General features: G+C 66.1%; 21 protein-coding genes. 12 read left to right on the top strand and 9 right to left on the bottom strand.

The annotated features are described in order from the left end of the window. Window positions 1–16: 16 nt before the first annotated feature. The 3 genes from srp19 to V5A38_RS05330 all read left to right on the top strand — a co-directional run bounded on the left by srp19 (window position 17) and on the right by V5A38_RS05330 (window position 1,635). Window positions 17–295, top strand: coding sequence for a signal recognition particle subunit SRP19 (gene srp19 / locus V5A38_RS05340; protein ID WP_332324711.1), 279 nt, complete (start codon window positions 17–19; stop codon window positions 293–295). Then, a complete protein-coding gene (locus V5A38_RS05335; protein ID WP_332324710.1) occupies window positions 295–522 on the top strand; it encodes a Gar1/Naf1 family protein in 228 nt (75 codons plus the stop codon). The genes srp19 and V5A38_RS05335 overlap by 1 nt, the downstream gene beginning before the upstream one ends. Before the next feature lie 90 nt (window positions 523–612). Continuing rightward, on the top strand, window positions 613–1,635 hold the full coding sequence (locus V5A38_RS05330) for a presenilin family intramembrane aspartyl protease PSH (RefSeq protein WP_332324709.1): 1,023 nt from the start codon (window positions 613–615) through the stop codon (window positions 1,633–1,635). Between the two features lie 149 nt (window positions 1,636–1,784). On the opposite strand, the gene V5A38_RS05325 is transcribed toward V5A38_RS05330, so the two are convergent. From V5A38_RS05325 to V5A38_RS05305, 5 genes are read right to left on the bottom strand one after another with little or no spacing between them, the layout of a single operon-like run. Further along, window positions 1,785–3,131, bottom strand: coding sequence for an oligopeptide/dipeptide ABC transporter ATP-binding protein (locus tag V5A38_RS05325; protein WP_332324708.1), 1,347 nt, complete (start codon window positions 3,129–3,131; stop codon window positions 1,785–1,787). Further along, a complete protein-coding gene (locus tag V5A38_RS05320) occupies window positions 3,131–4,189 on the bottom strand; it encodes an ABC transporter ATP-binding protein (RefSeq protein ID WP_332324707.1) in 1,059 nt (352 codons plus the stop codon). The genes V5A38_RS05325 and V5A38_RS05320 overlap by 1 nt, the downstream gene beginning before the upstream one ends. After that, window positions 4,186–5,700 (bottom strand): ABC transporter permease, encoded by a 1,515-nt coding sequence (locus tag V5A38_RS05315; RefSeq protein WP_332324706.1) that lies wholly within the window; start codon window positions 5,698–5,700, stop codon window positions 4,186–4,188. Before V5A38_RS05315 ends, V5A38_RS05320 begins: the two co-directional genes overlap by 4 nt. Continuing rightward, entirely contained in the window at window positions 5,697–6,743 is a 1,047-nt protein-coding gene (locus V5A38_RS05310) for an ABC transporter permease (RefSeq protein WP_332324705.1), read from the bottom strand. Before V5A38_RS05310 ends, V5A38_RS05315 begins: the two co-directional genes overlap by 4 nt. A gap of 59 nt (window positions 6,744–6,802) precedes the next feature. After that, window positions 6,803–8,743 carry an ABC transporter substrate-binding protein gene (locus tag V5A38_RS05305; RefSeq protein WP_332324704.1) on the bottom strand — a complete coding sequence of 647 codons (1,941 nt, stop codon included), beginning with the start codon at window positions 8,741–8,743 and terminating at the stop codon, window positions 6,803–6,805. A gap of 199 nt (window positions 8,744–8,942) precedes the next feature. Here V5A38_RS05305 and V5A38_RS05300 point away from each other — a divergent pair, with 199 nt between their 5' ends. Beyond that, window positions 8,943–9,419: a hypothetical protein gene (locus V5A38_RS05300; protein ID WP_332324703.1), complete on the top strand. Its 477-nt coding sequence runs from the start codon at window positions 8,943–8,945 to the stop codon at window positions 9,417–9,419. 488 nt (window positions 9,420–9,907) lie between these two features. On the opposite strand, the gene V5A38_RS05295 is transcribed toward V5A38_RS05300, so the two are convergent. Together V5A38_RS05295 and V5A38_RS05290 are read right to left on the bottom strand one after the other, a co-directional pair. Further along, window positions 9,908–10,390 carry a PUA domain-containing protein gene (locus tag V5A38_RS05295; RefSeq protein ID WP_332324702.1) on the bottom strand — a complete coding sequence of 161 codons (483 nt, stop codon included), beginning with the start codon at window positions 10,388–10,390 and terminating at the stop codon, window positions 9,908–9,910. A gap of 147 nt (window positions 10,391–10,537) precedes the next feature. Beyond that, window positions 10,538–11,035 (bottom strand): NYN domain-containing protein, encoded by a 498-nt coding sequence (locus tag V5A38_RS05290; RefSeq protein ID WP_332324701.1) that lies wholly within the window; start codon window positions 11,033–11,035, stop codon window positions 10,538–10,540. A 273-nt stretch (window positions 11,036–11,308) separates the two neighbouring features. Between V5A38_RS05290 and dapA the strand changes: the two genes are divergently transcribed. The 7 genes from dapA (at window position 11,309) to V5A38_RS05255 (ending at window position 18,755) form a co-directional block, all read left to right on the top strand. Continuing rightward, window positions 11,309–12,205: a 4-hydroxy-tetrahydrodipicolinate synthase gene (dapA, locus tag V5A38_RS05285; protein WP_332324700.1), complete on the top strand. Its 897-nt coding sequence runs from the start codon at window positions 11,309–11,311 to the stop codon at window positions 12,203–12,205. Continuing rightward, the gene (dapB, locus tag V5A38_RS05280; protein WP_332324699.1) at window positions 12,206–13,009 is read left to right on the top strand and encodes a 4-hydroxy-tetrahydrodipicolinate reductase; all 804 of its coding nucleotides are present in this window, start codon (window positions 12,206–12,208) and stop codon (window positions 13,007–13,009) included. It begins immediately after the preceding gene. Between the two features lie 40 nt (window positions 13,010–13,049). Further along, window positions 13,050–13,883 (top strand): 2,3,4,5-tetrahydropyridine-2,6-dicarboxylate N-succinyltransferase, encoded by an 834-nt coding sequence (locus V5A38_RS05275; protein ID WP_332324698.1) that lies wholly within the window; start codon window positions 13,050–13,052, stop codon window positions 13,881–13,883. Continuing rightward, window positions 13,880–15,199, top strand: a complete 1,320-nt coding sequence (gene lysA, locus V5A38_RS05270) for a diaminopimelate decarboxylase (protein WP_332324697.1) — start codon at window positions 13,880–13,882, stop codon at window positions 15,197–15,199. Before V5A38_RS05275 ends, lysA begins: the two co-directional genes overlap by 4 nt. Then, window positions 15,196–16,152 (top strand): diaminopimelate epimerase, encoded by a 957-nt coding sequence (dapF, locus tag V5A38_RS05265; protein WP_332324696.1) that lies wholly within the window; start codon window positions 15,196–15,198, stop codon window positions 16,150–16,152. The genes lysA and dapF overlap by 4 nt, the downstream gene beginning before the upstream one ends. Further along, window positions 16,149–17,324 carry a M20/M25/M40 family metallo-hydrolase gene (locus V5A38_RS05260; RefSeq protein ID WP_332324695.1) on the top strand — a complete coding sequence of 392 codons (1,176 nt, stop codon included), beginning with the start codon at window positions 16,149–16,151 and terminating at the stop codon, window positions 17,322–17,324. Before dapF ends, V5A38_RS05260 begins: the two co-directional genes overlap by 4 nt. A gap of 600 nt (window positions 17,325–17,924) precedes the next feature. Continuing rightward, window positions 17,925–18,755 (top strand): universal stress protein, encoded by an 831-nt coding sequence (locus V5A38_RS05255; protein WP_332324694.1) that lies wholly within the window; start codon window positions 17,925–17,927, stop codon window positions 18,753–18,755. Between the two features lie 12 nt (window positions 18,756–18,767). Here the strand turns inward: V5A38_RS05255 and purB are convergent, their stop codons facing one another. Then, window positions 18,768–20,156, bottom strand: coding sequence for an adenylosuccinate lyase (gene purB, locus V5A38_RS05250; RefSeq protein WP_332324693.1), 1,389 nt, complete (start codon window positions 20,154–20,156; stop codon window positions 18,768–18,770). Between the two features lie 188 nt (window positions 20,157–20,344). On the opposite strand from purB, the gene purN reads away from it, so the two are divergent. After that, complete coding sequence (purN, locus tag V5A38_RS05245; protein WP_332324692.1) at window positions 20,345–21,958, top strand: phosphoribosylglycinamide formyltransferase; 1,614 nt, start codon at window positions 20,345–20,347, stop codon at window positions 21,956–21,958. 6 nt (window positions 21,959–21,964) lie between these two features. Here the strand turns inward: purN and V5A38_RS05240 are convergent, their stop codons facing one another. Continuing rightward, the gene (locus V5A38_RS05240; RefSeq protein WP_332324691.1) at window positions 21,965–22,105 is read right to left on the bottom strand and encodes a hypothetical protein; all 141 of its coding nucleotides are present in this window, start codon (window positions 22,103–22,105) and stop codon (window positions 21,965–21,967) included. Window positions 22,106–22,368: the final 263 nt, after the last annotated feature.

Raw genomic sequence — 22,368 nt, 5'->3', positions numbered from 1 at the left:
CGGCCGACTCACGGCTATGATCGAGAACGTCGTCTATCCCGCCTATTTTGACAAGGCCCTCAGCCGGTCGGAGGGACGCCGGGTTCCTGAATCTGCGGCGGTCGAAGACCCCACGGTCGACGAGATCGCGAAGGCGGTCCAGCAGGTGGGCTACGACGCAGTCGTCGAACGTGAGAAGAGCTACTCCCGAGAGTACGAGGAGCGCGGGCGTGTGCTCGTCCGCGGCGCCGACGACGCCTCCAAGAACGACCTGGTGCAGGCCATCGCCGCCTACGTCGGCATCCTCCGGGACTGATGGAGCGAGTCGGCACTGTCTCACGGACGGCCCAGGGGCTGGCGGTTGTCCGCTGTGACGACGCGGACCACCCGGAAATCGGTACGCCCGTGGTCGACGAGAGCCTGAACAGCGTCGGCCGAGTGGTCGACGTGTTCGGCCCCGTCTCGCAGCCCTACGTCGCGGTCTCCCCGAACAACCGCTCGGGGCTCGCCGAACTGGTCGGGTCGAAGCTGTACGCGCGGTAGCCGAACCCGCTTTGCCGGGTTCCACGTCGCGACGCTCGGTCTCCGTCCAGGACCACAACCGCCAAACCGCTCCCGAGTGAATCACGAGTAATGACATCCCGAGCGTTCCGCGGGACTGCCTTTGCGGCGGTCATCTTCCTTCTCGTCCAGCTCGGTGCGCTCGCGCTCGTGCCGGATTTCGACGCGCGGGGCTACCAGCAGTTCGAGAACCCACAGGATCCGACGAACAGCCTGCTCTACATCGGGCTGATTCTCGTGATGACGGCGCTGATGCTCGCGGCGTTCAAATACGAGTTCGACTGGGTGGTCCGGGCGTTCGTCGTCCTCACCAGCGGGCTGCTCGCCTGGTACGTCCTCGGCGCGTTCCTCCCCGGCTTGCTCGCGATTTCACTGTCTGTCGGCGTCGCCGGGGCACTGTGGTTCTACCCCGAGTGGTACGTCATCGACGCCGCCGGGGTGATGATGGGCGCCGGCGCCGCCGGGCTGTTCGGCATCAGCTTCGGGCTCCTGCCAGCGATCGTCCTGCTGGCCGTGCTCGCGGTGTACGACGCTATCTCGGTGTACGGCACCGAGCATATGCTCGACCTCGCGGAGGGGGTGATGGATCTCCGCATCCCGGTGGTGCTGGTTGTCCCGCTCACGCTCGGCTTCTCGTTGTTAGACGAGAGCCCCGCAGAAGAAGCCCCACTGGAAGAAGACGCCGGGGAGCGGGACGGAGCCGGTGACGGCGAACCGACCGCGGCTGCTACAGCCGACGGCGGCGACTCCGCCGACACCAGCGGTGACAGTGTCGAGGAGGAGCCCCCGGACGTGACAGAGCGGGACGCCTTCTTCATCGGTCTGGGCGACGCGGTGATGCCGACGGTGCTGGTCGCCAGCGCCGCCCACTTCTCCCCGGCACCCTCGCTCGGTGTCGGCGTCGCGCCAGCGCTCAACCTGCCGGCACTGACGGCGATGGCTGGCACGTTCGTGGGGCTGTTCATCCTCCTGCGGATGGTGTTTGCCGGTCGCGCGCACGCCGGGCTCCCGCTGCTCAACGGTGGTGCAATCGGTGGGTACCTGATCGGTGCTGTGGCTGCGGGTGTGCCGGTGTTGCGGGCGTTGGGTCTGTAGTCCCGGTCGGTTCCGAAAGCGTTCACCGGGCCGTCTTCCCGATGACGAACCGTAGAAAAGCCTCCGTCAGAGTGTCCGGAACTCCGGAGCCATCCGTTGTGGGCTTCTCGACACCGAACGGCCCTCCCGCGCCATTCCCGTTGAGTCTGTCACCGTGTGTCTCTCCGGCGGTCGAGGACCGCTGCTGTGTCGTCGTAGGACGCCTGATTTCGCAGACAGCGACTACGTCGCTCCGCGCCGACAGACTCGTCGGACGGCGCCTCGCTGTCACAGACGCTCCCGAACGACTGCCGCAGGCGCTCGCTCGCCTCGGCTGCACGGCCTTCGGCTGCCAACTCCGTAGCTCGGTGCAACTCGGCTCGGATCGCCTGCGGCAGATCGACGCCGTCGAACAGCTCCGCTCGGACGGTTTCGACCGACTCGTCCGTGCGGAGGCCGATCCGACGCGCGACCGTCTCGGTCACGGAGTCATCGCTTCGAGCGCGCTCGCGCAGGACGGTGCGGAACTCGCCGATTGCGATCCAGCCCGCCTCCGAGATATCGAACCCGTCCGGTCGAATCTTCGCCGGGCAGCGGGTCGCGAACCGACAGCCAGGTGGTGGATCCCGCGGGTTGGGCGGCGTGCCGCGGAGGGTGATTCGACCGTGTTCGGCCTCGCGCTCGTCGCCAGTCCGAACCGTCGGCACCGCGGACAGGAGCGAGGCGGTATAGGGATGGGACGGTGAGTCGAACACCTGGGCCGTCGGACCTACTTCGACGATCTCCCCGAGGTACATCACGGCGACACGGTCGGCGATGTGTTCGACCACACTCAGGTCGTGGGCGATGAACAGGTACGTCAGATCGAGTTCGTCCTGCAGGTCGGAGAGGAGGTTGATGATCCGTGCTTGGACGCTCACGTCCAGCGCGCTCACCGGTTCGTCGAGGACGAGGAACTCCGGCCGCAGTGTCAGCGCCCGCGCGATGCCGACGCGCTGGCGCTGGCCGCCGGAGAACTGGTGAGGATACCGGTAGTAGTGCTCTCGCTGGAGTCCAACCCGGTCGAGGAGATGGAACACCCGCTCACGCCGGTCCTCGGGCGTCCGCCAGCTGTGGCCGTCGAGCGGTTCGCGGACGATCTCACCGACCGTCATCCGGTCGTTCAGGCTCGCCTCGGGGTCCTGAAACACGATCTGTGCGTCCTGTTGCCATCGCCGTAGCCCGCCGGCCGAGAGGTCAGTCACCTCGACCCCGCGGGACTGGACACTCCCGCCGGTTGCGTTTTCGAGGCCGACCACGGTCCGACCCAGCGTCGTCTTTCCACAGCCCGATTCGCCGACGAGTCCGAGCGTCTCACCTTTCCGCACGTCGATGGAGACACCGTCGACCGCTCTGAGCGGGTCCTCGAACGGGCCGCCGCCCCCGTAGTGTTTCCGGAGGCCGTCGATACTCACCAGCGTCTCACCACGGTCGATGGACTCGTCGAGGCCGGAAATATCGGTGCCACGTCCGAACATCACTCCGTACCTCCGTCCGTCTCCGCGGCGCTGTGGGTGTCGGCAACGCCGGGTCGTCCGGTTTCGGGCGTCACCGGCGTCGTGTGCTCCTCCTCGAACAGGAGACACGCGGCCGACTGCCCGCCCCCCTGGTCGACGTGCTTCGGGTGGACGTGGTCGCAGGCCTCGAACGCCTTGGGGCACCGGGGCGCGAACCGACAGGCGGTCGGCGCCTCGTTCGGCGTCGGTACCTCTCCATCGATTGTCAGGAGCCGGTCGCCGCGGGCCCCGACGCTCGGGATACTCGCGAGCAGTCCCCGGGTGTAGGGATGGGCCGGGTCCGAGAACAGGCGGTCGGCCGGCGCCCGCTCCACGATCTCGCCTGCATACATCACGTTGACGCGGTCGGCGACCGTCGAGACGACGCCCATGTCGTGGGTAATGAACAGTATCGAGAGCCCCGACTCGCGCTGGAGGTCGTCGAGGAGGTCGAGGATCTGGGCCTGGATCGTCACGTCCAGCGCCGTCGTCGGTTCATCACAGACCAGCAGGTCCGGATCGCAGGCCAGCGCAGTCGCGATGACGGCGCGCTGGCGCATCCCACCCGAGAACTCGTTCGGATAGGCGTTCACGCGTCCCGGTGCGTCCGGGATGCCCACCGATTCTAGGAGTCTGATGGCTTCCTCGCGGGCGGCCCGTCCGGTTAGTCCCCGATGAATTTTCAGCGCCTCGCGTATCTGATTGCCGACCGTGTAGACGGGGTTCAGGCTCCCTGACGGGTCCTGAAAGACGATTGCGATATCCCCCCGGGCATCCGTCCAGCCCACATCGGTGAGATCCCGCCCGCGGAAGCGGATGGCCCCCGACTCGATGCGACCGGGGTCGTTTATCAGCCCCAGAATCGACCGGGCGGTGACGGACTTCCCGGACCCGGACTCGCCGACGAGTCCGACCGTCTCTCCCTCCCGGATATCGAAGTTCACCCCATCCAGCGCGTGGACACGCTCCTTGTCCGTCCGGAAGACGACCGAGAGGTCCTCGACTGAAAGCATCGGTGCCTCGCTTCGGGCGTCGCTCATGCGCCACCCCCGCGTTCGACGCCGCCGGTGTCGGCGGCGTCCGTGTCAGACTGGGGGTCGATGGCGTCGCGGATACCGTCGCCGAGGGCGTTGAACCCGATGACGACGGTCGTAATCAAGACGCCGGGGACGATGGAGATATGCCACGACGGCGTCCCGATGTACGGTTGTCCCGCGCCGATGGCGCGGCCCCACTCGGGGGTCGGAGGGTTCACCCCGAGTCCGAGATACGAGAGGCCGGCGATCCCGATAATGACGCCGCCGAGACTCATCGACCCGTACACGAGCAGATAGCCCATGACGTAGGGCAGCACGTGTTTGCGCATGATGGTGCTCGGGCGGAGGCCGAACCCGCGGGCGGCGTCGACCCACTCCCGTTCGACCGTCTGGAGCGTGGGGCCGCGTATCGCCCGCCAGAGCCCGGGCCACCCCGTCGCAACGAAAATCAGCGACAGCAACAGGCCGCCGCTGTAGATGTTCGCGAGCCACGTCCCCCCCAGTAGGACCGATAGCATGATTATCACGAGGAGGCCGGGAAGCGCCATAATCGAATCCGACAGCAGGACCAGCGCGAGGTCGACACGGCCCTTGTAGTACGCGGAAACCATGGCGAGCGTGACGGCGATGCCCGTGGTGAGTCCGACGGTGATGAGGCCGATGATAAGCGAGAGCCGTGCCCCGTACATGATGAACGTAAAGAGGTCCTGACCGCCCGGCAACGTGCCGAACGGGTGGAACCGCCCGTAGTCGTCGTAGGACATGGGGCCGACGTTCGTGCTCCCCGTCGAGGACGACTGACTGTTGGCGCTCCCGACGGTCGTCGTCTCGACGGACTCGGCCTCCGCGTCCCAGTAGTTGATTTCGTAGCTGTACGGATCGACGTTGTCGACCTGATTGGTCGTCGTCGCGAGCGCCGGGCCGAACAGGACCGTCGTCAAAAAGAGGAGGACGACCAGCAGGCCGAACAGCCCCCAGTAGTGCGATCGGAGCCTGTCCACGACGTCGTCCGTGGGCGTCCAGTCGGCCACGCGGTAGTCCCTTCGGTACCAGTTGTAGCCCGTCCAGAGCCACGCTACCCCCGCGAACGCGTAGGCGTACACGACGACGACTCGGAGCGCCCACGCGACAGCTGGCTGTAGTCCGAGGAACGTTCCGACCCACTCCTGCCCGTCGTAGTAGACCGGGCCGACAACCCATTCCTCAGACTCACCCGAGTAGTAGCCGTGGTTGGGTATCGTTTCTCGGGAGAGCAATCGGGGGAACTCCGCGGCGGCCTGTTCGAACCCGAGCAACGTTTCGACGCCGACGCGCCCGGGGAGTGCCTCGATTCCGTTGAACGCGCGGACCGTGTCGACCGCAATCGAGCCCCCGAATTCGAAGAGCGCACCGAGTTGGAGGGCCAACAGACCGGCCGCGACCGCCGCCCAGACGGCCGCCGGCCAGGGGGTCTGTCGCAGTCGCTCGCTGACCGCCGGCGCCGCCTCGGCGCTCGTCGGGCGTGCGGTCGTCATTCGGGCTCCTCCATGGCGATTCTGGGGTCGATGACCGTGTAGAGCACGTCCTGTAGGAAGTTGACGCTCACGAGCACCAGAATGAAAACGTACATCAGGCTCCCGAGAACCGGGATATCCCCGTTGATTGCGGCATCGAGGAACAGCGTCCCCATGCCGTTGATTCCGAACACCTTCTCGACGAGCACCGACCCGCCGATGAGCAGGAACGCCTCGGTAGTGATGATGGGGACAAGCGGGATCAGCGCGTTCCGGAAGACGTGCTTCCAGACCAGTCGCGTCCCCGAGACGCCCTTCGCTCGGGCGAACTCGACGTACTGTTCGTTTTTGACCTCCATCACCGCCGTCCGCCCGATGCGTATCTCGTTGCCCATCGACGCCGACCCGAGCACGAGCGCCGCGGGCGCGACCCGCTTTATCGCAGCGAGCGTGTTCCGCGGTTCAGTGATCAGTGCGAGGGGGTTCCCGGCCATGTAGCCCAGCCCGGGGTTGCCGGTGATCGTCTCCGTCTGAATCCCGAGAGACTCCCACTGAAACCCGAACAACGTCTCGGAACTGACGAGTATCGAGAGCAGTACTGCGGCGAGCCAGAAGTTCGGCATCGCACGCCAAGAGATCCCCGAGAATGACGTCAGGTAGTCCGCGAGCGTGTTCGAACGCGTCCCGGCGTAGAAGCCGAGCGGGACACCGACGAACACGGCTATCAGTACCGACCAGAAGCCGAGCCAGAGGGTCCGGGGCAGGAACTGGAGGATCAGTGCGTTCACGTCGCTCCCGGAGTAGACCACCCACGTCTGCCCGAGGTCGAACACGAGCACGTCGGTCATGTAGTCGAGGTACTGCTGGAGCGGTGGCTGGTCCAGTCCCAGGTTCGTTCGGATGTTCTCGTACTTCCCGGAGCTCGCCGGGTCGGTCTGTCCGACCAGGGCCGCCGCGGGGTCTATTGGCCCCATGAAGATGGCATACCACGTAAAACTCGTCCCGAGCCACACCACGGGGATCGCCAGCAGAAACCGTTTTGTTAGGTATTTTACTCGTCTCACTGTGTGTGTTGGCCGTCAGGCACCCGTTCAGTCAAAATCGAAAACACAAGCGCTCGCGGTTAGCTCCTGTCGATGGAGACGCCGTTGTACTGTTTGTCGCCCATCACACCGGGTGGGTCGTAATCGAGGTCCGTACTCCAGTACGTGCGGTTCACCCGGTAGACGAGGTTGATCTTGTAGACGGTCTCCATGTTGGCCTCCATCAGCGTGAGGTAGGCTTTGTCGCGGTTACGGCGGTTCGCGTCGCCGGGGCCACGGTGTTTGAGGTAGTTCTCGTCCCACGTGTCAGCAGTCACCTGCTGGACCTCGTTGACCCAGGAGCCGTCGTCGTTTTTTTCGCCCCACTGGGTTACCTGGTCGATAGCGACTTGCGGTGGGAAAAAGCGAAGCAGGTTGTCGGACTCGGGCCACTCCATCGAGTCGCCCAGCGAGTGGAAATCGAGTTTGTGCTCGAAGATTCCTTGACTGATGACGGTCCCGTAGTTGGCGCGTTCGATGGTGATGTTCAGACCGATTGCCTCGCCTTTCTGCTGGACTCGCGTCGCCACGTCGTCCCAGGCCGGGCCTTGGTCGTTGTAGACCGTGAACGTGTACTCTCCCCCCTCGAGGCCCGCATCCCGAATCAGTTCGCGGGCCTCGCTGATTCGAGCCTCGTCGATTCCGTTCTGGTAGCCGTCGGCGCCCCAGGGCGTCTGAGACATCGCTCCTTCGGTGTAGTGGGCCTCGTGAGCGTCCGCGGGCGTGTCGAAGTCCCCGATGGTGTCCCATCCGGGGTAGACTTCCGGCGGGACGTTGACGTACGCCGGCTCTTGGTCCTTCCAGACCTGGTTCGCCAGTTCGTGTTGGTTGATGGCCAACGCCAGCCCCTTCCGGACCGGCTTGGGGACCTTCTTGCAGTTAAAAATTATCGTGTGGACGCCCAGGTCGCCCACCTGTGCGGTGTTTACCTCGGTGCCGTTCTCCATCTCGTAGGAGCCCACCTGCCGGCCGCCGCCGATGTCCTCGAGTTCCGAGCGCCGGCCCGGGTCGAACTTCGAGGAGGGGATCTCGAAGATGTCGAGGTTCCCGTTCTCCGCCCGCTGGTAGATGGCGTCCCCGTCCGGCAGGATGACGATTTCGACAGCGTCGATGTTGGCCACGTCGCCGTGGTACTCCTCGTGTCTGGTCAGGCGCAGTTCGTCGCCTTTGGACCAGCGGTCAATCTGGAACGGCCCCGTCCCGACGATGTTCGGCCCGTCGCCCTCGGTGCCGAACGCCTCCTGATACTCGAACTTCCCGTCGGTTTCCACGTCGTCGCGTTCGATATCGCCTACGGTGTTTTCGGGGTAGACGATGAACGAGCTCTCGGCGCCGATCTGTGCGAGCGTGGAGTGAAACGGCGCCCTGAGGTCGAACTCGAAGACGTACTTCTCCGGTGCTCGGACCGCCAGCGTCCCGGCGACGTAGTCCGCGAACTCCGACTTTTCGGGGTCGTTGCGCGACTTGTCCTTCTCGTGGTCGACGGTGAACGTGCCGCCGATGAGGTCGTCGTTGTTCTGGGTTTCTGGCGACTGTGCGAGTCGCTCCCACGAGTAAACGATGTCGCTCGCGGTCAGTTCCGAGCCGTCGTGGAACCTCACGCCCTCTTTGAGTTTGAACCGGTAGGTCGTTCCGTCGTCGGACACCTCAAAGCTCTCAGCGAGCAGGGCCTGCGCCGGGAGCCGGCCGTTGTCGAAGCCGACGAGTGTCTCGCCCCACTGGTCGATACCGCCGACACCCTTGACTACGGGGTCCATCGACGTTATCTGGCCCGCACTGGCCAGTTTCAGCGTCCCACCGTCGGAGCCGCCAGTGTTTGCCCCTTCCGTGTTGGTCTCCCCTGTGGTCCCGTCGTTGGCCTGTGTGTCCGTGGTTGTCGGGTCTCCGTCGCTGGACCCACCGCCGGCACACCCAGCAACGGCCGCCGCCGTCCCTGTTACTGTGGTTGTGAGAAATCGCCGCCGAGTTTGTTCGTCTGTCACAGCTGCCACTAACGAAGACCGGCATAATACCGTTTCTAATAGGTGTATACTGCCGTATTGTCGATTTCGATTATCTTGGTTTCGATACGGTCGGCTATTTCCAATCATCGCCCTCCTGTCCGTACGTTGTGCTATATATTACTATAGCTATATCTCACGAACGAAACACTTTGGTGGGTGTTCGACCGACGAGGGAACGATGAACGATATCGAAGAGGCTGAGACGCTTGGACCGTGGGAACAGACGCTCGACGATATGCGCGATGTAGCCAGTCAACGGGCAACAGAGGGGTGGGAAACCATCACTGTTCAAGCGGGCGATACCGCACCGGAACCGCCATCCGCAGGGGAGTCGAATCGGTTCGGCCTCGTCTACACGGTCCCGAACGACAGCGCGGAGGGGGTTCGGTCCTTCAGCGAGAGTGCGTCGGTCGACGGCTACACCGTCTACCGCCGGAAGGCGGGGTCGAAGCTGTTCCTCGTTACCGAGATCTCCGACAGTGACGCACGGATTGCACTGTTCATCGCCGGTGTGGTCGACTTAGACGTGGCCGACGACCTCGTCACCGCCGCGGCGAACGCTGGCGAAACCTACACCCATATCCGATTGCTCGATTCGACGCAACTCGGATCGTTCCGTCACGACGACCCGTCCGCGTTCTTCCTTTCAATCTAGTACTAAACAGTCGTATCGATGTGTCGCTGTATCGGGTTTTTGATTTCAGGGGGAAACCGATTGTCGTGGGACATCAGAGTACAGACGAGTTCGAACCCGGTGCACATCCGGGAGTAGTGATGGCCCGCTTAGCTGGACCGACCGCGGCGACGGAGACGACTCTCGCCGTCATCGCCGATCCGCACGTCGGGCTCCGTTCGGAAGGCACCTCGAAACCGTTCGGCCGGACGGAACAGCAGTTCAAGAACGCGGTTGACGACATTCGCGAACGCGACGTGGATGCGCCACTCGGTCCAGGAACGCCTGACAGACTCCGTGACTGCTCGGGAGCTCACCGCCATCGCTTCGGACCGACTCGCCCGCTTTCCAGTAGTCGACGAGTAATCCTGCAGTCGGTCGGGACCTCGTCTTCGCTGCTCGCTCGACCGGGGTACCCCTAATCCCGCACCTGTCATTTTCCGGGGCTGGACGACGCCGACAACCGGATCTTACTCGGTGTCGACGTACTCGTCCACGCCCTCTCGCACTTTCACCGCCATCCCGCTGTGGAAATCCACCAGTCCCTGCGCCGACAACTCAGCCCGCCCAACAGCCAACAGTTCACCCGACTCGTGCACGACCAGCACGTCGTCACCGGGTCGGATCTCCGGCCCGACGCGGCCGACGAACTTCGCGAAGGCGTTCTCCCCGTTCCGAACGAACGGTTCTGACTCGTCGCCGACGAACACGCGATAGGCCGGCGAGACGAGTGCGTCGTGGAGCCGTCGCCCGCCCGCGAACCCCAGGGTGAAGCGACCGTCGGTCCCCATCGACGCCAGTCGGCCGTCCGGCGCGTGAATCTGATTGGGGCGGCCGCCGCTGGAGTAGTCGATCTCCAGTTCCGCATGGGCGGGGAACAAGGCGTCGCCCGCGCCGCGGCCGAACTGGTAGTCGGCGGTGGTCCGCAGATCCGCACGCGAGGTGTTGGGCATGCCCCTTGGTGGTGGCGCTCGGCGGTTAAGGCTCTCGGGACGGGTTTCGTTCGCGACAGGTCACACAGTCACGGCGTAGTCTCATCGATCACAGCACGAGGCTGTGATTGGTCGCCCGCCGTGACTGGCTACGCGCGCCGTGACCGGTTACAACAGGAACTCTTCCTCCCGATCACCCATATCGTGGAAGCTGTCGGCCGCTTCGATCAGCTCCTCGGCCGTCGAACTCTCGAAGGAGAACACCTCGATACGAACCCCCTCGTGGCGGAGGTGCGAACAGAGCCGGGCGAAATCGCCGTCGCCCGAGGCGAGCACCAGCGTGTCCACCTTCGAGGCCAGCGTCACCGCGTCGAGCACGATGCCAACGTCCCAGTCGGCCTTCTTCGACCCATCGCCGAACGTCTTGATGTCCTTCAGCTTCGTCTCGAAGCCGATCTCGCGCAGCGCCTCGAAGAACGACTCCTCCTCGGGCGACTCCGCGCGGATGACGTACGCGATGGCGCGAGTGAGCTCCCGGTCCATCGTCGCCTTGTCGAGTAGCCCCGAGTAGTCGACGTTCCGTGAATAGATGCTCTGGGCCGTGTGATAGAGGTTCTGGGCGTCCGCCAGCACCGCGACGCGCTGCCCATCGTGAATCTCGGTCATTAGCCTCCGCTCGGGCTGCTCGGCGGTTTAACCCTGTGGTCTGGCTGAACAAACAGACACTTCCCGAGACAGAAGCGTTAAGTTCGTGACCTTCACTCTAATTACCGTGACTCCGACACCGGCCCACGCCGTTGGCCGCTCCTCCGGAGCGCCGGCTGTCGGGATGCGTCCGGCCAAACGCAAACGCTGATTTTCCGCTCTCGGCCGGGTAGCGTCCGGTCGATGGTGGGCCTCTGATCTGTATCGGATAGCGACTGCTCCACACCACACTCAATGACGACACCATTCAGCGGGGTCTATCCCGCCATGACCACTCCCTTCCGGGAGGACGACAGTATCGATCACGACCAACTCGCTGCCGACGCTCGCCGCCTCGAACTGGCCGGCGTCGCCGGCCTCGTCCCCGTGGGCTCCACCGGCGAGTCCGCGACGCTCACCCACAGCGAACACGCGAGGGTCGTCCGGACCGTCGCCGACGCCGTGGACGACCTCCCGGTCATCGCCGGCGCCGGTTCGAACTCGACGCACGAGGCGGCCTCGCTCGCCGAGGCCGCCGAGGCCGCCGGCGCCGACGCACTCCTACTCATCTCGCCGTACTACAACAAGCCCGAAGCCGATGGGTTCCGCCGGCATTACCGAACCGTCGCAGACGCCGTCGACCTGCCGCAGATCCTCTACAACGTCCCCTCGCGAACGGGACGGAACATCCCCATCGACGTCGTCGCGGAGCTCGCGAGCCATCCGAACATCCAGGGCTACAAGGCCGCGAGCGGGGACCTCGGCCGGGTCTCGGAGGTCGTCGAGCGGACTCGCGACGAGTCCTTCTCCGTGCTCTCGGGCGACGACGGGCTCACGCTCTCTATCTGTGCCGCTGGCGGCACAGGCGGCATCAGCGTCACCGCGAACATCGAGCCCGAACGCGTAAGCGCACTGGTCACAGCCGCCAACGCCGGCAGCCTCGAACGCGCCCGCGAGATCCACTTCGAACTGGAGCCGCTGAACCGAGCACTCTTTGCCGAGACGAACCCCATCCCGGTGAAGGAAGCGATGCATATCCGCGAGAACGCCCCGCCGACCGTCCGCTCGCCGCTGACCCGACTCTCCGAGGAGCCACGCCAACAGCTCGTCACGGCGCTCGCGGAACTGGCCGCCGAGCCAGTGGAGGCGTAGATGGCTGTGCCCACAGACGACACCGCGGCTTCTGTCGAGCCGACTCGTCTCGTCGTCACTGGTGCGACCGGCCGGATGGGCGAGGCGCTGCTCGACGCCGCGGACGACCGTGAGGACGTGCTCGTCGTCGCCGCCGTCACCCGCCGTCCGGGGCACGTCACTGCAGAGGCCGCCGTCGGCCCCCATCTCGACGCCACGCTGGCTGCGGAGGAAGATATCGACTGCGTCGTCGACTTCACTGCTCCAGAGGCGACCGCCGAGTACGCGGACGTTTGTGCCGACTGCGGCGTCCCGTTCGTTACTGGAACGACCGGGCTGGCGGACCACGAGGCGGCCCCTCTCGCCGCGCTCGACGCCGCCAGTGAGACGATTCCGGTGCTACACGCCAGCAACTTCTCCCGCGGTGTCGCCGCCCTGCGCAGGGCCATCCGCGAGGCAGCGGCCTCGCTTGCCGGCTACGACGTGGAAGTCACTGAGACCCACCACAACGGGAAACAGGACGCGCCCAGCGGCACCGCGCTCACCCTCATCGAGGATATCGAGGCGGAGCGCCCGGACCTCACCGAGCGCCAGCACGGGCGAGAGGGCGAGAGAGCCCGTGATGATGCGGAAATCGGCGTCCATACCCGCCGGGCCGGCGACGTGACCGGTGAGCACGAAGTTCTGTTCGCCGGCAACCACGAAACGCTCTCGCTCTCCCACCGCGCGGGTGACCGCGGCGTGTTCGCGGCGGGCGCCCTCGACGCCGCCACCGAACTCGCCGGCCGCGAGCCCGGCCGCTACGCCTTCACCGACCTGCTCTGAACCCAAACCACCTTACCACCCTGCCACCCAACGCTCCCCCATGTCCCTCGAATCCGCTATCGCCGACCTGTGGTACCGCTACGAGGACGGACTGACGGCCGCCGACGCCGATGGCGATGACCTCGCCACGCTCGACACGTTCCTCCGTATGCTGGAGGCCGGCGAGATTCGTGCTGCCGAGCAGATCGGGCCCGTTGACTGGGCGGCCGTCGGATGGGTCAAGCGCGGCGTCCTCCTGAACTTCGCGCTTCGAGAGACCCAGCCCCGGAGCTACGGCGGCGTCGACTACTACGACGTGCTCCCGCTACGTGAGACAGCGGACCTGGGCGAGCGTGGCAGCCGCAACACCCCAGATGGAACGGTGCTCCGGCCGGGCAGCTATCTCGGCGAGGACGTCATCATGATGTCGCCGAGCTTCGTCAACATCGGCGCCCGTGTCGGCGACAACAGCCTCGTCGACTCCTGTGACGTTGTCGGCTCCTGTGCCCAGGTGGGCGACGGCGTGAAGCTCGGCGCCAACACGCTCATCGGCGGCGTGCTCGAACCGGTCGAGGACGCACCGGTCGTCGTCGAGGACGGCGCTTCACTGGGTGCGGGCTGCCGGGTCACCTCCGGCTTCGTTGTCGGTGAGAACTCCGTCGTCGCCGAGGATACGCTGCTCACCCCGCGTATCCCCGTCTACGACCTCGTGGCGGACGAGGTCCACTACGGCCATCTCCCGCCGGAGCGTCGCGCGTTCCAGCGCTACGTCGAATCCTCCGTCTCGGAGGAGGAGCTGATTCCGGGCTCCGCGTACAAGCCGGCGGTCGTCGCCACGAGCCTCGAAGAAGAGACACTGGAAGCGACCCAGCGGGAAGGAGCGCTCCGCGAATGAGCGATTCAGTTGACCGCCCGGATGAGGAGTCGGCACCCGCAAGCGGTCCGGATATCCGCCGGCTCGCAGACTGGGACGCTGACCGGCTCCACGAGCTCGCCAGCGAGTTCGAGACACCGCTTTACGTCCTCGACCCCCAGCGAATCCGCGAGAACTGCCGGCGGCTTCAGCGTGCGTTCCCGGCTGCCGAAATCCAGTACGCCGCGAAGGCCCACACCGGTCGAACAACGCTCGAAACGGTCCACGACGAGGGCCTCGACGTGGAGTGTGCCTCAGCTGGCGAGGTGCGCCGTGCGCTCGCCGCCGGTGTTCCGGGCGCGGACGTGACCTACACGGCAGTCAACCCGCCCGCTGGAGATCTCGACGACTTCGTCGACGCCTGGGCCGAGAACCCCGGGCTCACGGTGACTGCCGGCGCAGCCGACACGCTCGACCGCCTCGCTGACCGCGAGTTCGATGGCCGGCTCCGACTCCGAATCAACCCCGGTGTGGGCGCGGGCCACCACGAGAAGGTCGTCACCGGCGGCCACCCGAAGTTCGGCGTCGGGCTGGACCGCGCGCCGGACCTCGCCGAATCGGCCGCGGCCCGTTTCGAGTTCGCCGGGATCCACGCCCACGCCGGCTCGGGCATCTCGGGCGAGGGGCTCGACGACCACCGCGAACTAGTTCGACGAATGGGTGAGCTCGCCCGGACGCTGGACAATCGCGGTCTCTCTGTCGAGACTGTCGACGTCGGCGGCGGCTTCGGCGTCCCGTACCGTGAGGACGCACCGCCGCTGGACCTCGACGCCGTCGCTGGGGCGACACGCGAGGCGCTCGGCGAGACTGACGCGACGCTTGCTATCGAACCCGGGCGCTACGTCGTCGCCGACGCCGGGCTGCTGCTGACCCGGGTGAACACGGTGAAGGAGACGCCGGAATCGGTCGTCGCCGGCGTCGACGCCGGGATGACGACGCTGCTCCGGCCGGCGCTCTACGACGCCTATCATGCGGTGCGGAACCTGCAAGCGCCGCCGGCGAGCCGAGAGACCGTCGGCGTCACCGTCGCCGGCCCGGTCTGTGAGACCGCCGATCTGCTCTGTGAGAACCGACCGCTCCCCCGGCCCGAGCGTGAGGACCTGCTCGCGGTGGGGAATGCGGGCGCTTACGGTTACGAGATGACGTCGACGTACAACTCTCGGCCCCGACCGGCGGAGGTGACCGTCGACGGTGAGCTGCTGCGGCGCCGGGAAAGGCTCGCGGACGTGACCAGGGCCGAGCGACCGCCTTCGGAAGCGAATGGGTTTCGTGCACGGGACCCGGACACCGACCGATGAGTGAGCGCGTCCCGTTCGAGAAGTACGACGGCGCAGGCAACGACTTCGTCGTCGTCGCCGCCGAGTCGCCGGTCCCGGACCGCGCGGCGTTCGCGCGTGCCTACTGCGACCGGGAGACCGGCGTGCGGGACGAGGATGCCTCCAGAGTCGGCGCCGATGGCGTGCTTTTTCTCTGCCTCGACGGCGATTCTGCGCCCCCGAGGGTGACCATGACACAGTTCCAGCCGGACGGCTCGACCGCGGCGATGTGTGGCAACGGCGTACGCTGTGTCGCCGCCTGGGCGGCCGACCGCGCTGAGGCGACCGCCTTCGATATCGTCACGCCCGCAGGCATCCGCCACGCGACTGTAGACGGCGACCGGATCGCGGTGGAGATGGGCGAGCCACGGTTCGGCCCCGACGCCGTCCCCCTTGCTGGGGAGACGCCCCTCGTCGACCAGCCACTCGCCGAACTCGACGGCACCCCCGCGGCGGGACTGGCCGTGACAGCGGTGAACACCGGCGTCCCGCACGCAGTCGTCTTCGTTGATGCGGTAAACGAGGTCGACATCGACGCAGTCGCGCCGCCCATCCGCCACGCGACGGTGTTCCCTGAGGGGGCGAACGTAACGTTCGCCTCGCTGGGTATGGACGGCTTCGACCAGCGAACGTTCGAGCGCGGCGTCGAAGGAGAGACGCGTGCCTGCGGCACCGGTGCCGTCGCCATCGCCGCCGCGGCGAACCGACTCGGCCGACTGCCCGTGGCCGCCGATGCAGACGGCTGGATTCAGGTGACGCTACCGGGCGGGGATCTCGCGGTGGCAGTGCCGGAGGAGGCGCCTGCGCGGCTCCGCGGCCCCGCTCTCGAACGCTTCGAAGGGACGCTTCCAGCAGCCCCCGAGAGTGATCGGATCGCGGATGACAGCGACGAGTCGACGCTGGAGGGCTGCAGGAACGGCGAGGTGGAGGAGTGACCGACCCAGTCGTGTTTCTCGAACGCGCGGTGCAGCACAACTCCACGGAAGCGGTGGACGGGATACGGGAGCTCCTTCTGGGGACGCTGGAGCACGGTGGCGTCGAGCCGTGCGTCGATGCCGCGGGGAACGTCCGGGGCAGTCGAGGGTCGGGTGGACCCCATCTTGTTTTCAACACTCATCTGGATACCGTACCGCCCCACATCCCGTTCGAGCGCGATGGTGAGACGATCCGCGGCCGGGGCTCCTGTGACGCGAAAGGGCCGCTGGCGGCGATGGTGACGGCGTTCCTCGACGCGGAGTGGGCGGGCGAGGGAACACTGACACTCGCAATCACGCCGGACGAGGAGACGCTCTCGACCGGCGCAGATGCGCTCGTGACTGGCGAGGTGGCGCCCGGCGGCCCTGGGGAGACGGGGGCGACTGTCGACTCGCTCTCGGCCATGGAGCCAGCGCCGGACGCCTACATCGTCGGCGAACCGACAGGGCTGGATATCTGTACTGCCGCCCGCGGCCGGTTCGAGGGGACTATCGCTGTCGATGGCGTCGCTGCCCACGCGGCGAGCCCGGCGTCAGGTGTCAACGCCGTCGCCGCGGCGGGGCGGCTGCTCGCCGCAGTCGAGGAGTTCGACAATGTCGGCGCCCACCCCGCGCTCGGCGAGCCGACGCTCGTCCCGACCGTGATTGACGGCGGTGAAGCGACGAACCAGCTACCCAGCGGCTGTGAGATAACGATCGACCGCCGGAGCGTCCCGCCGGAGACCGCCGAGGGGTTCGAGGCGGCGCTCACCGCGCATCTGCAGGCGGCTGCCGAGCGCGGCCTGGATGACGCCGCGGAACCGATTGTCGAGTTCTCACTCACGCCGCGCGAAACGCCGTTCCTGGAGGCGTTCGCGACCGATGCGGACGCAGCAGCCGTACAGACGCTGTCGGCGGCAGCCGAATCGGTTGCCGCAGACGCTGAACTGGGCGAGCGCGGCGGGATTCGCCCGTTCGGCGCCGCGACGGAGGCCTCGTACTTCGCGCCGGCGCCGACGGTCGTGTTCGGTCCCGGACGGCTCGCCGACGACGGGGGAGCGGTCGCCCACGCCGAACGGGAGTACGTCGACACGCGGTCGGTACGGGCAGCCGCGAAGGCGCTGAGGCAAGCCACTGAGCAGCTCCTCGAATAGAGGCACTAGGTACCGGCAACTGGCGAAGGCCACGATCGCCAGTAGCACCTTCAGGCAAACGATTACCTGCGCTCGAGACGAACTCTCGTCTCCCGGCTCGGCACGCCCCCTTCGTGGATCGAGGTTCCTGGAGTACGTCGATTCTACGACCTCCTCGTCGGTAATCGCTCGCAGAACGATGTCGTGCAGGAACACGAATCGTTCGATCGCCGTCTCGTTGTCAGCGCTCAGAGTACCTCTTGCGGGATGGAGAGACTCGCTCCCGTATCCCACAGCGAGTTGCCCGGGTGCTGCACTCTCTGGTCGGAGCGCAGTCGACTCACTCGGGTATCGTCCTCTTCGTCGACCCAGAACGTGTACTCACCGCACCGTTTACATCGACTACTCCGACTCGTCACTGGAAGGGACTCAGCGAGGCGATCTGAGTTGCGCTGTCGGTGGACCGATAGCGGTCCACAACGAGAGTTATGGATTTAGACCACGAGCAGTGGCTGAAACGCCCGAAATTGGCGGAATTTGTGGCCTTTGGCGCCGTTTCAGGATTTACTGCGGGTGACTTATGTGTGTTGCAAACTGAGTAGAACTATAGGTGAGGATGGAATGGGACAAATAAACGGGGGGCCAGTGTTGGGTACTCTGCTCGACCCGACAGGCGATACACAGGTCCGGGAGCTCTCGATAGCGCTCGCGGGAAAGAACGGAGCCCCTGTGCGCTTTCTCTCGCCGCGTCGCACGTCGGACACCACGGCTCAGCAAACTGCGCCAGCATCAGCATCGGTCTCAGTATCAGCATCGGCGTCCGCGACGACGAACGGGCCGCCGGTCCGGTTCGCTTCGGTCGAAACGACCGAACAGACGGGCCGACCGCCGGAACGCATCGTCACCGAAGAAGCCGCCAACGCGAGCGCCGATATCGTCGTCGTCGAGCGATCCGCCGCAGAATCAGCCGGATGGGGCATCCGACGTGGGCTGACTGACCGCATCGTCGCGAACGCACCAACCGACAGCGTCGTCGCCAACGGCCAGGGCGACCTGTCGGAGCTGGCCTCCATACTCGTGCCGGTTGCGGGCGGGCCCCACTCCGAACTCGCGGTCGAGGTGGCCTGCGCGCTGGCGGAGCATACCGATGCCTGGGTGGAGCTGTTCACCGTCATCCCGGAGAACCCGACCGCCGACGAGCGCTCCGCGGGTGCTGAATCTCTCGCGAGGGCCCGACAGAGCGCCGACGGCTTCGAGAACCTCGACACCTGGCTCTACGAGGACGACGACCCAGCGATGGCGATCGCCGAGCAGTCCGAGTACTACGACGCCGTCGTGATGGGCGCGCCAACGAAAGGCCGTATCCGCCGCACCGTCTTCGGTTCGACCGCCGACAGCGTCGACCGATCGGTCGACATCCCGGTTATCACCGCCGTCTCAGCCGACCGGTAGGGCTCCTGCTCCTCACTCGAGTTCGTCGACCAGTTCCGCCGCGATACCCGTATAGCCAGCCGGCGTCAGCGCTTCCAGTTCCATGCGGACCGCTTCGGACACGTCGAGGTCGGCGAACAGATTACGGAAATCAGCGAGCGTCACGCGCTGGCCGCGAGTGAGCGCCTTCACCCGCTCGTACGCCTCGGTGTCGCCCTCCCGCCGGAGGATGGTCTGGACGGCTTCGCCGATAATTTCCGGGGTGTTCTCCAGGTCCTCACGCATTACCTGCTCGTTGGGGACGACCTTCCCGAGTCCGGTTGCCGTCTTCCGGTAGCCGATGAGGCAGTGGGCGAAGGCGGGGCCGACGTTCCGCTTGACCGTCGAGTCCGAGAGATCACGCTGGAGCCGCGAGGTGGTGATGTACTCTCGGAGGAACGTGAGGTCGGCGTTCGCTTTCGAGAGGTTCCCTTCGCTGTTCTCGAAGTCGATCGGATTGACCTTGTGGGGCATCGTCGAGGAGCCCGTCTCGCCAGCCTCGCTCTCCTGGCCGAGATAGCGGTCCGAGACGTACCGCCAGATATCCCGGTCCAGGTCCAGCAGGATGCTGTTCACCCCCGCCAGCGCGTCGAACAGCGCCGCCAGGTCGTCACAGGGGTTCACCTGCGTCGAAAGGGACGTGTGCTCCAGGCCGAGTGCCTCGACGAACGCTGCCGAGAACGCCTGCCAGTCGATATCCGGATAGGCGGCGACGTGTGCAGCGTAGGTGCCCGACGCCCCAGCGAGCTTTCCCGAGAGCGAGTCCGTCGCCTCGCGAACGCGGGCTTGCGCGCGCCCGAGCCGGGCGGCGAACACCGCCAGCTCCTTGCCGAACGTCGTCGGCGTCGCGGGCTGCCCGTGCGTGCGCGCGAGCATCGGCACGTCACGATGCGCACGGGCCATCGCCGTCAGCTGCTCCCGGATTCCCTCGATTTCGGGGAGCAGCACCGTGTCGACGGCGCCAATCGCGTTCAGCCGGTGGGCAAGGTTGTTCACGTCCTCGCTCGTGAGCCCGAAATGAATCCAGGGGTGGAGCCGTTCGGGGGTTTCCGTGCGGAGGAAATACTCGACGGCTTTCACGTCGTGGCGGGTCGCGTCGAACTGCGCGGTACCTTCGGTTTCGATCTGTTTGACCAGCGCGGCGTCCGCGGCGTCGAACCCCTCGAGTACCGCCCGGATGTGGGCGCGTTCGCTCTCGCTAACGTCGCAGGCGACGGCGTCGTGGTCCGCGAGCGCGAGTAGATACTCCCCCTCGACGCGCAGTCGGGCGCGGATGAGCGCAGCCTCGCTCGCGTAGGGTACCAACGGGTCGGTCGTTCCGGCGTACCGGCCGTCGAGCGGCGAGACCGCAGCCAGCGGCGACTCTCGTGGCAGGTCGTCCATATCGCTCGGTCACCCCGGCAGTCGCAAAAGCCTGCCGGAGCGAGCCGGCGCGGGAAGCATTGTCGTGCATAGCTACGGCGAGAATACTGGTTTTGCTCGTGGTTTCTATGCTCGAACGTGCGTACTTCTCGCCGAACTCGCCGCAACCGACCGCAACGCTCTTTGTGCGTTCGCCCCCCGGTTCGACCATGCAGATAGCCGGCCTCGCGAGCAACCGCGGTCGAAACCTTCGCCACATCGCTGCTATCGAACCCGGCGGCGCCGAGCTTTCGGTCGTCGTCGCGAACCACGCCGACGCGCCGGTACTCGACGCCGCCAAAGCGCGGGGCATCCCCACTATCGCCGTCGAACGCGAGGAGGACGAGTCCCGGGAGTCCCACGAGAAGCGGATTCTCGACGCGCTCGCCGACTACGAGTTCGACCTGGTCTGTCTCGACGGCTACATGCGCGTGCTCACCTCGACGTTCCTCGACGCCGTCGACACCGCGCTCAACGTCCACCCGTCGCTGCTGCCGGCGTTCCCCGGCTACGACGCCCACCACCAGGTGCTCGAAAGCGGCGTCCGGACGTCGGGGGCCACGGTCCACGTCGTCACCGAGGAGGTCGACTCGGGGCCGGTCGTCACACAGGAGTCCGTTCCCGTCTTCGAGGACGACGACGAGGACTCGCTGAAAGACCGGGTGCTCTACGACGCGGAGTTCTCGGCGTACCCACGGGCGGTTCGTCTGTTCGCTGCGGACCGCGTCAGTGTCGAGTCCGACGACGAGGGGACTCCCATCTCGGTCGAGATTGCGGGTGATACCGGCGACGACCTGCCGGCCCGTCGAACCGTCTCTACCCGCCGGGAGGCGTCGCTGCGATACGGTGAGAACCCGCATCAGGACGCGGCGGTGTACGCCGCCGACGCGGGCGAGGAGCCGAGCGTCGTCGCCGCCACGCAGGTCAACGAGGGTGCGAAGGCGCTCTCTTACAACAACTACAACGACGCTGACGCGGCACTCAACCTGATCAAGGAGTTCGAGGAACCAGCCGCGGCGGTCATCAAACACACCAACCCGGCAGGTGCGGCGACCGCCGACTCGCTGGCGGAGGCCTACCGCGACGCGCTCTCGACCGACGCCAAATCCGCGTTCGGCGGCATCGTCGCGCTCAACCGCGAGTGCGACGCGGAGACGGCGACGGAGATCGTCGACTCCTTCAAGGAGGTCGTCGTCGCGCCGGGTTACACCGACGACGCCCTCGACACGCTGTCCGAGAAAGGGAACCTCCGCGTACTCGATGTGGGTGCGCGGACGGACGGCACGCTCGGCCCGGCGGACCGCACGGAGCGGTTCACGGAGAAGGCGCTCGTCGGCGGGCGACTGGTCCAGGAGCGCGACCGCTCGACTGTGACCCGCGATGACCTGGATGTGGTCACCGAACGCGAACCAACCGACGAACAGATCGAGACGATGCTGTTCGCGTGGAAGGTGCTGAAACACGTGAAATCCAACGGCATCCTCATCGCCGAGGGAACCGAGACCGTCGGCGTCGGGATGGGGCAGGTCTCACGCGTCGACGCCGTCACGCTGGCGGCGATGAAGGCCGAGACGGACGCCGAGGGGAAATCCGCCGACGGCGCTGTCGTCGCTTCGGATGCCTTCATCCCGTTCGCGGACGCCATCGAGGCGGCCGCCGAGGCCGGCATCGAAGTGGTTATCCAGCCCGGTGGCTCGGTGAACGACGACGACGTCATCGAGGCCGCGAACGAACTCGGGCTGGCGATGGTGATGACCGGGCAGCGCGCGTTCCGACACGACTGAGTTGGGTCACCCCTCCTCTTCGTTGCGCACACGGGACTGGACCATTATCGTCCTCACCGTCGTCGTCGCCTCAGCCACAATCGCGGCGTCGACGATGGGGATCGGACCCTTCTGAGGGAGAGCGTCGACGACAGACCGGGTCGACACGGACCAGGGACGTTCTCCCTCGACATTCAGATTCGCGTACAGCGGAACGGAACATGTTCACTCGTATTTTATGGCCTTCACGTATCTTCCGCTTCGCCGATCGGTTCCCGCCGGAGTCCTCGCCTACCTCCTCGGATACCTGGTGAGCGTTGCGGCGATGGTCGGTCGGGTGAGTTCGGTCATGGCTGTCCGAATCTTAGGCGAGTACGAGAGTTCTGTGGCCCTGAGTGAGATACCCGGCACACGCCCGCCCGTCTGGACGG

Source organism: Halolamina sp. (assembly GCF_036626355.1).
Taxonomy (GTDB): domain Archaea; phylum Halobacteriota; class Halobacteria; order Halobacteriales; family Haloferacaceae; genus Halolamina.
The sequence above is the reverse complement of the archived record's forward strand: the minus strand, read 5'-3'. Positions and strand labels throughout refer to the sequence as shown.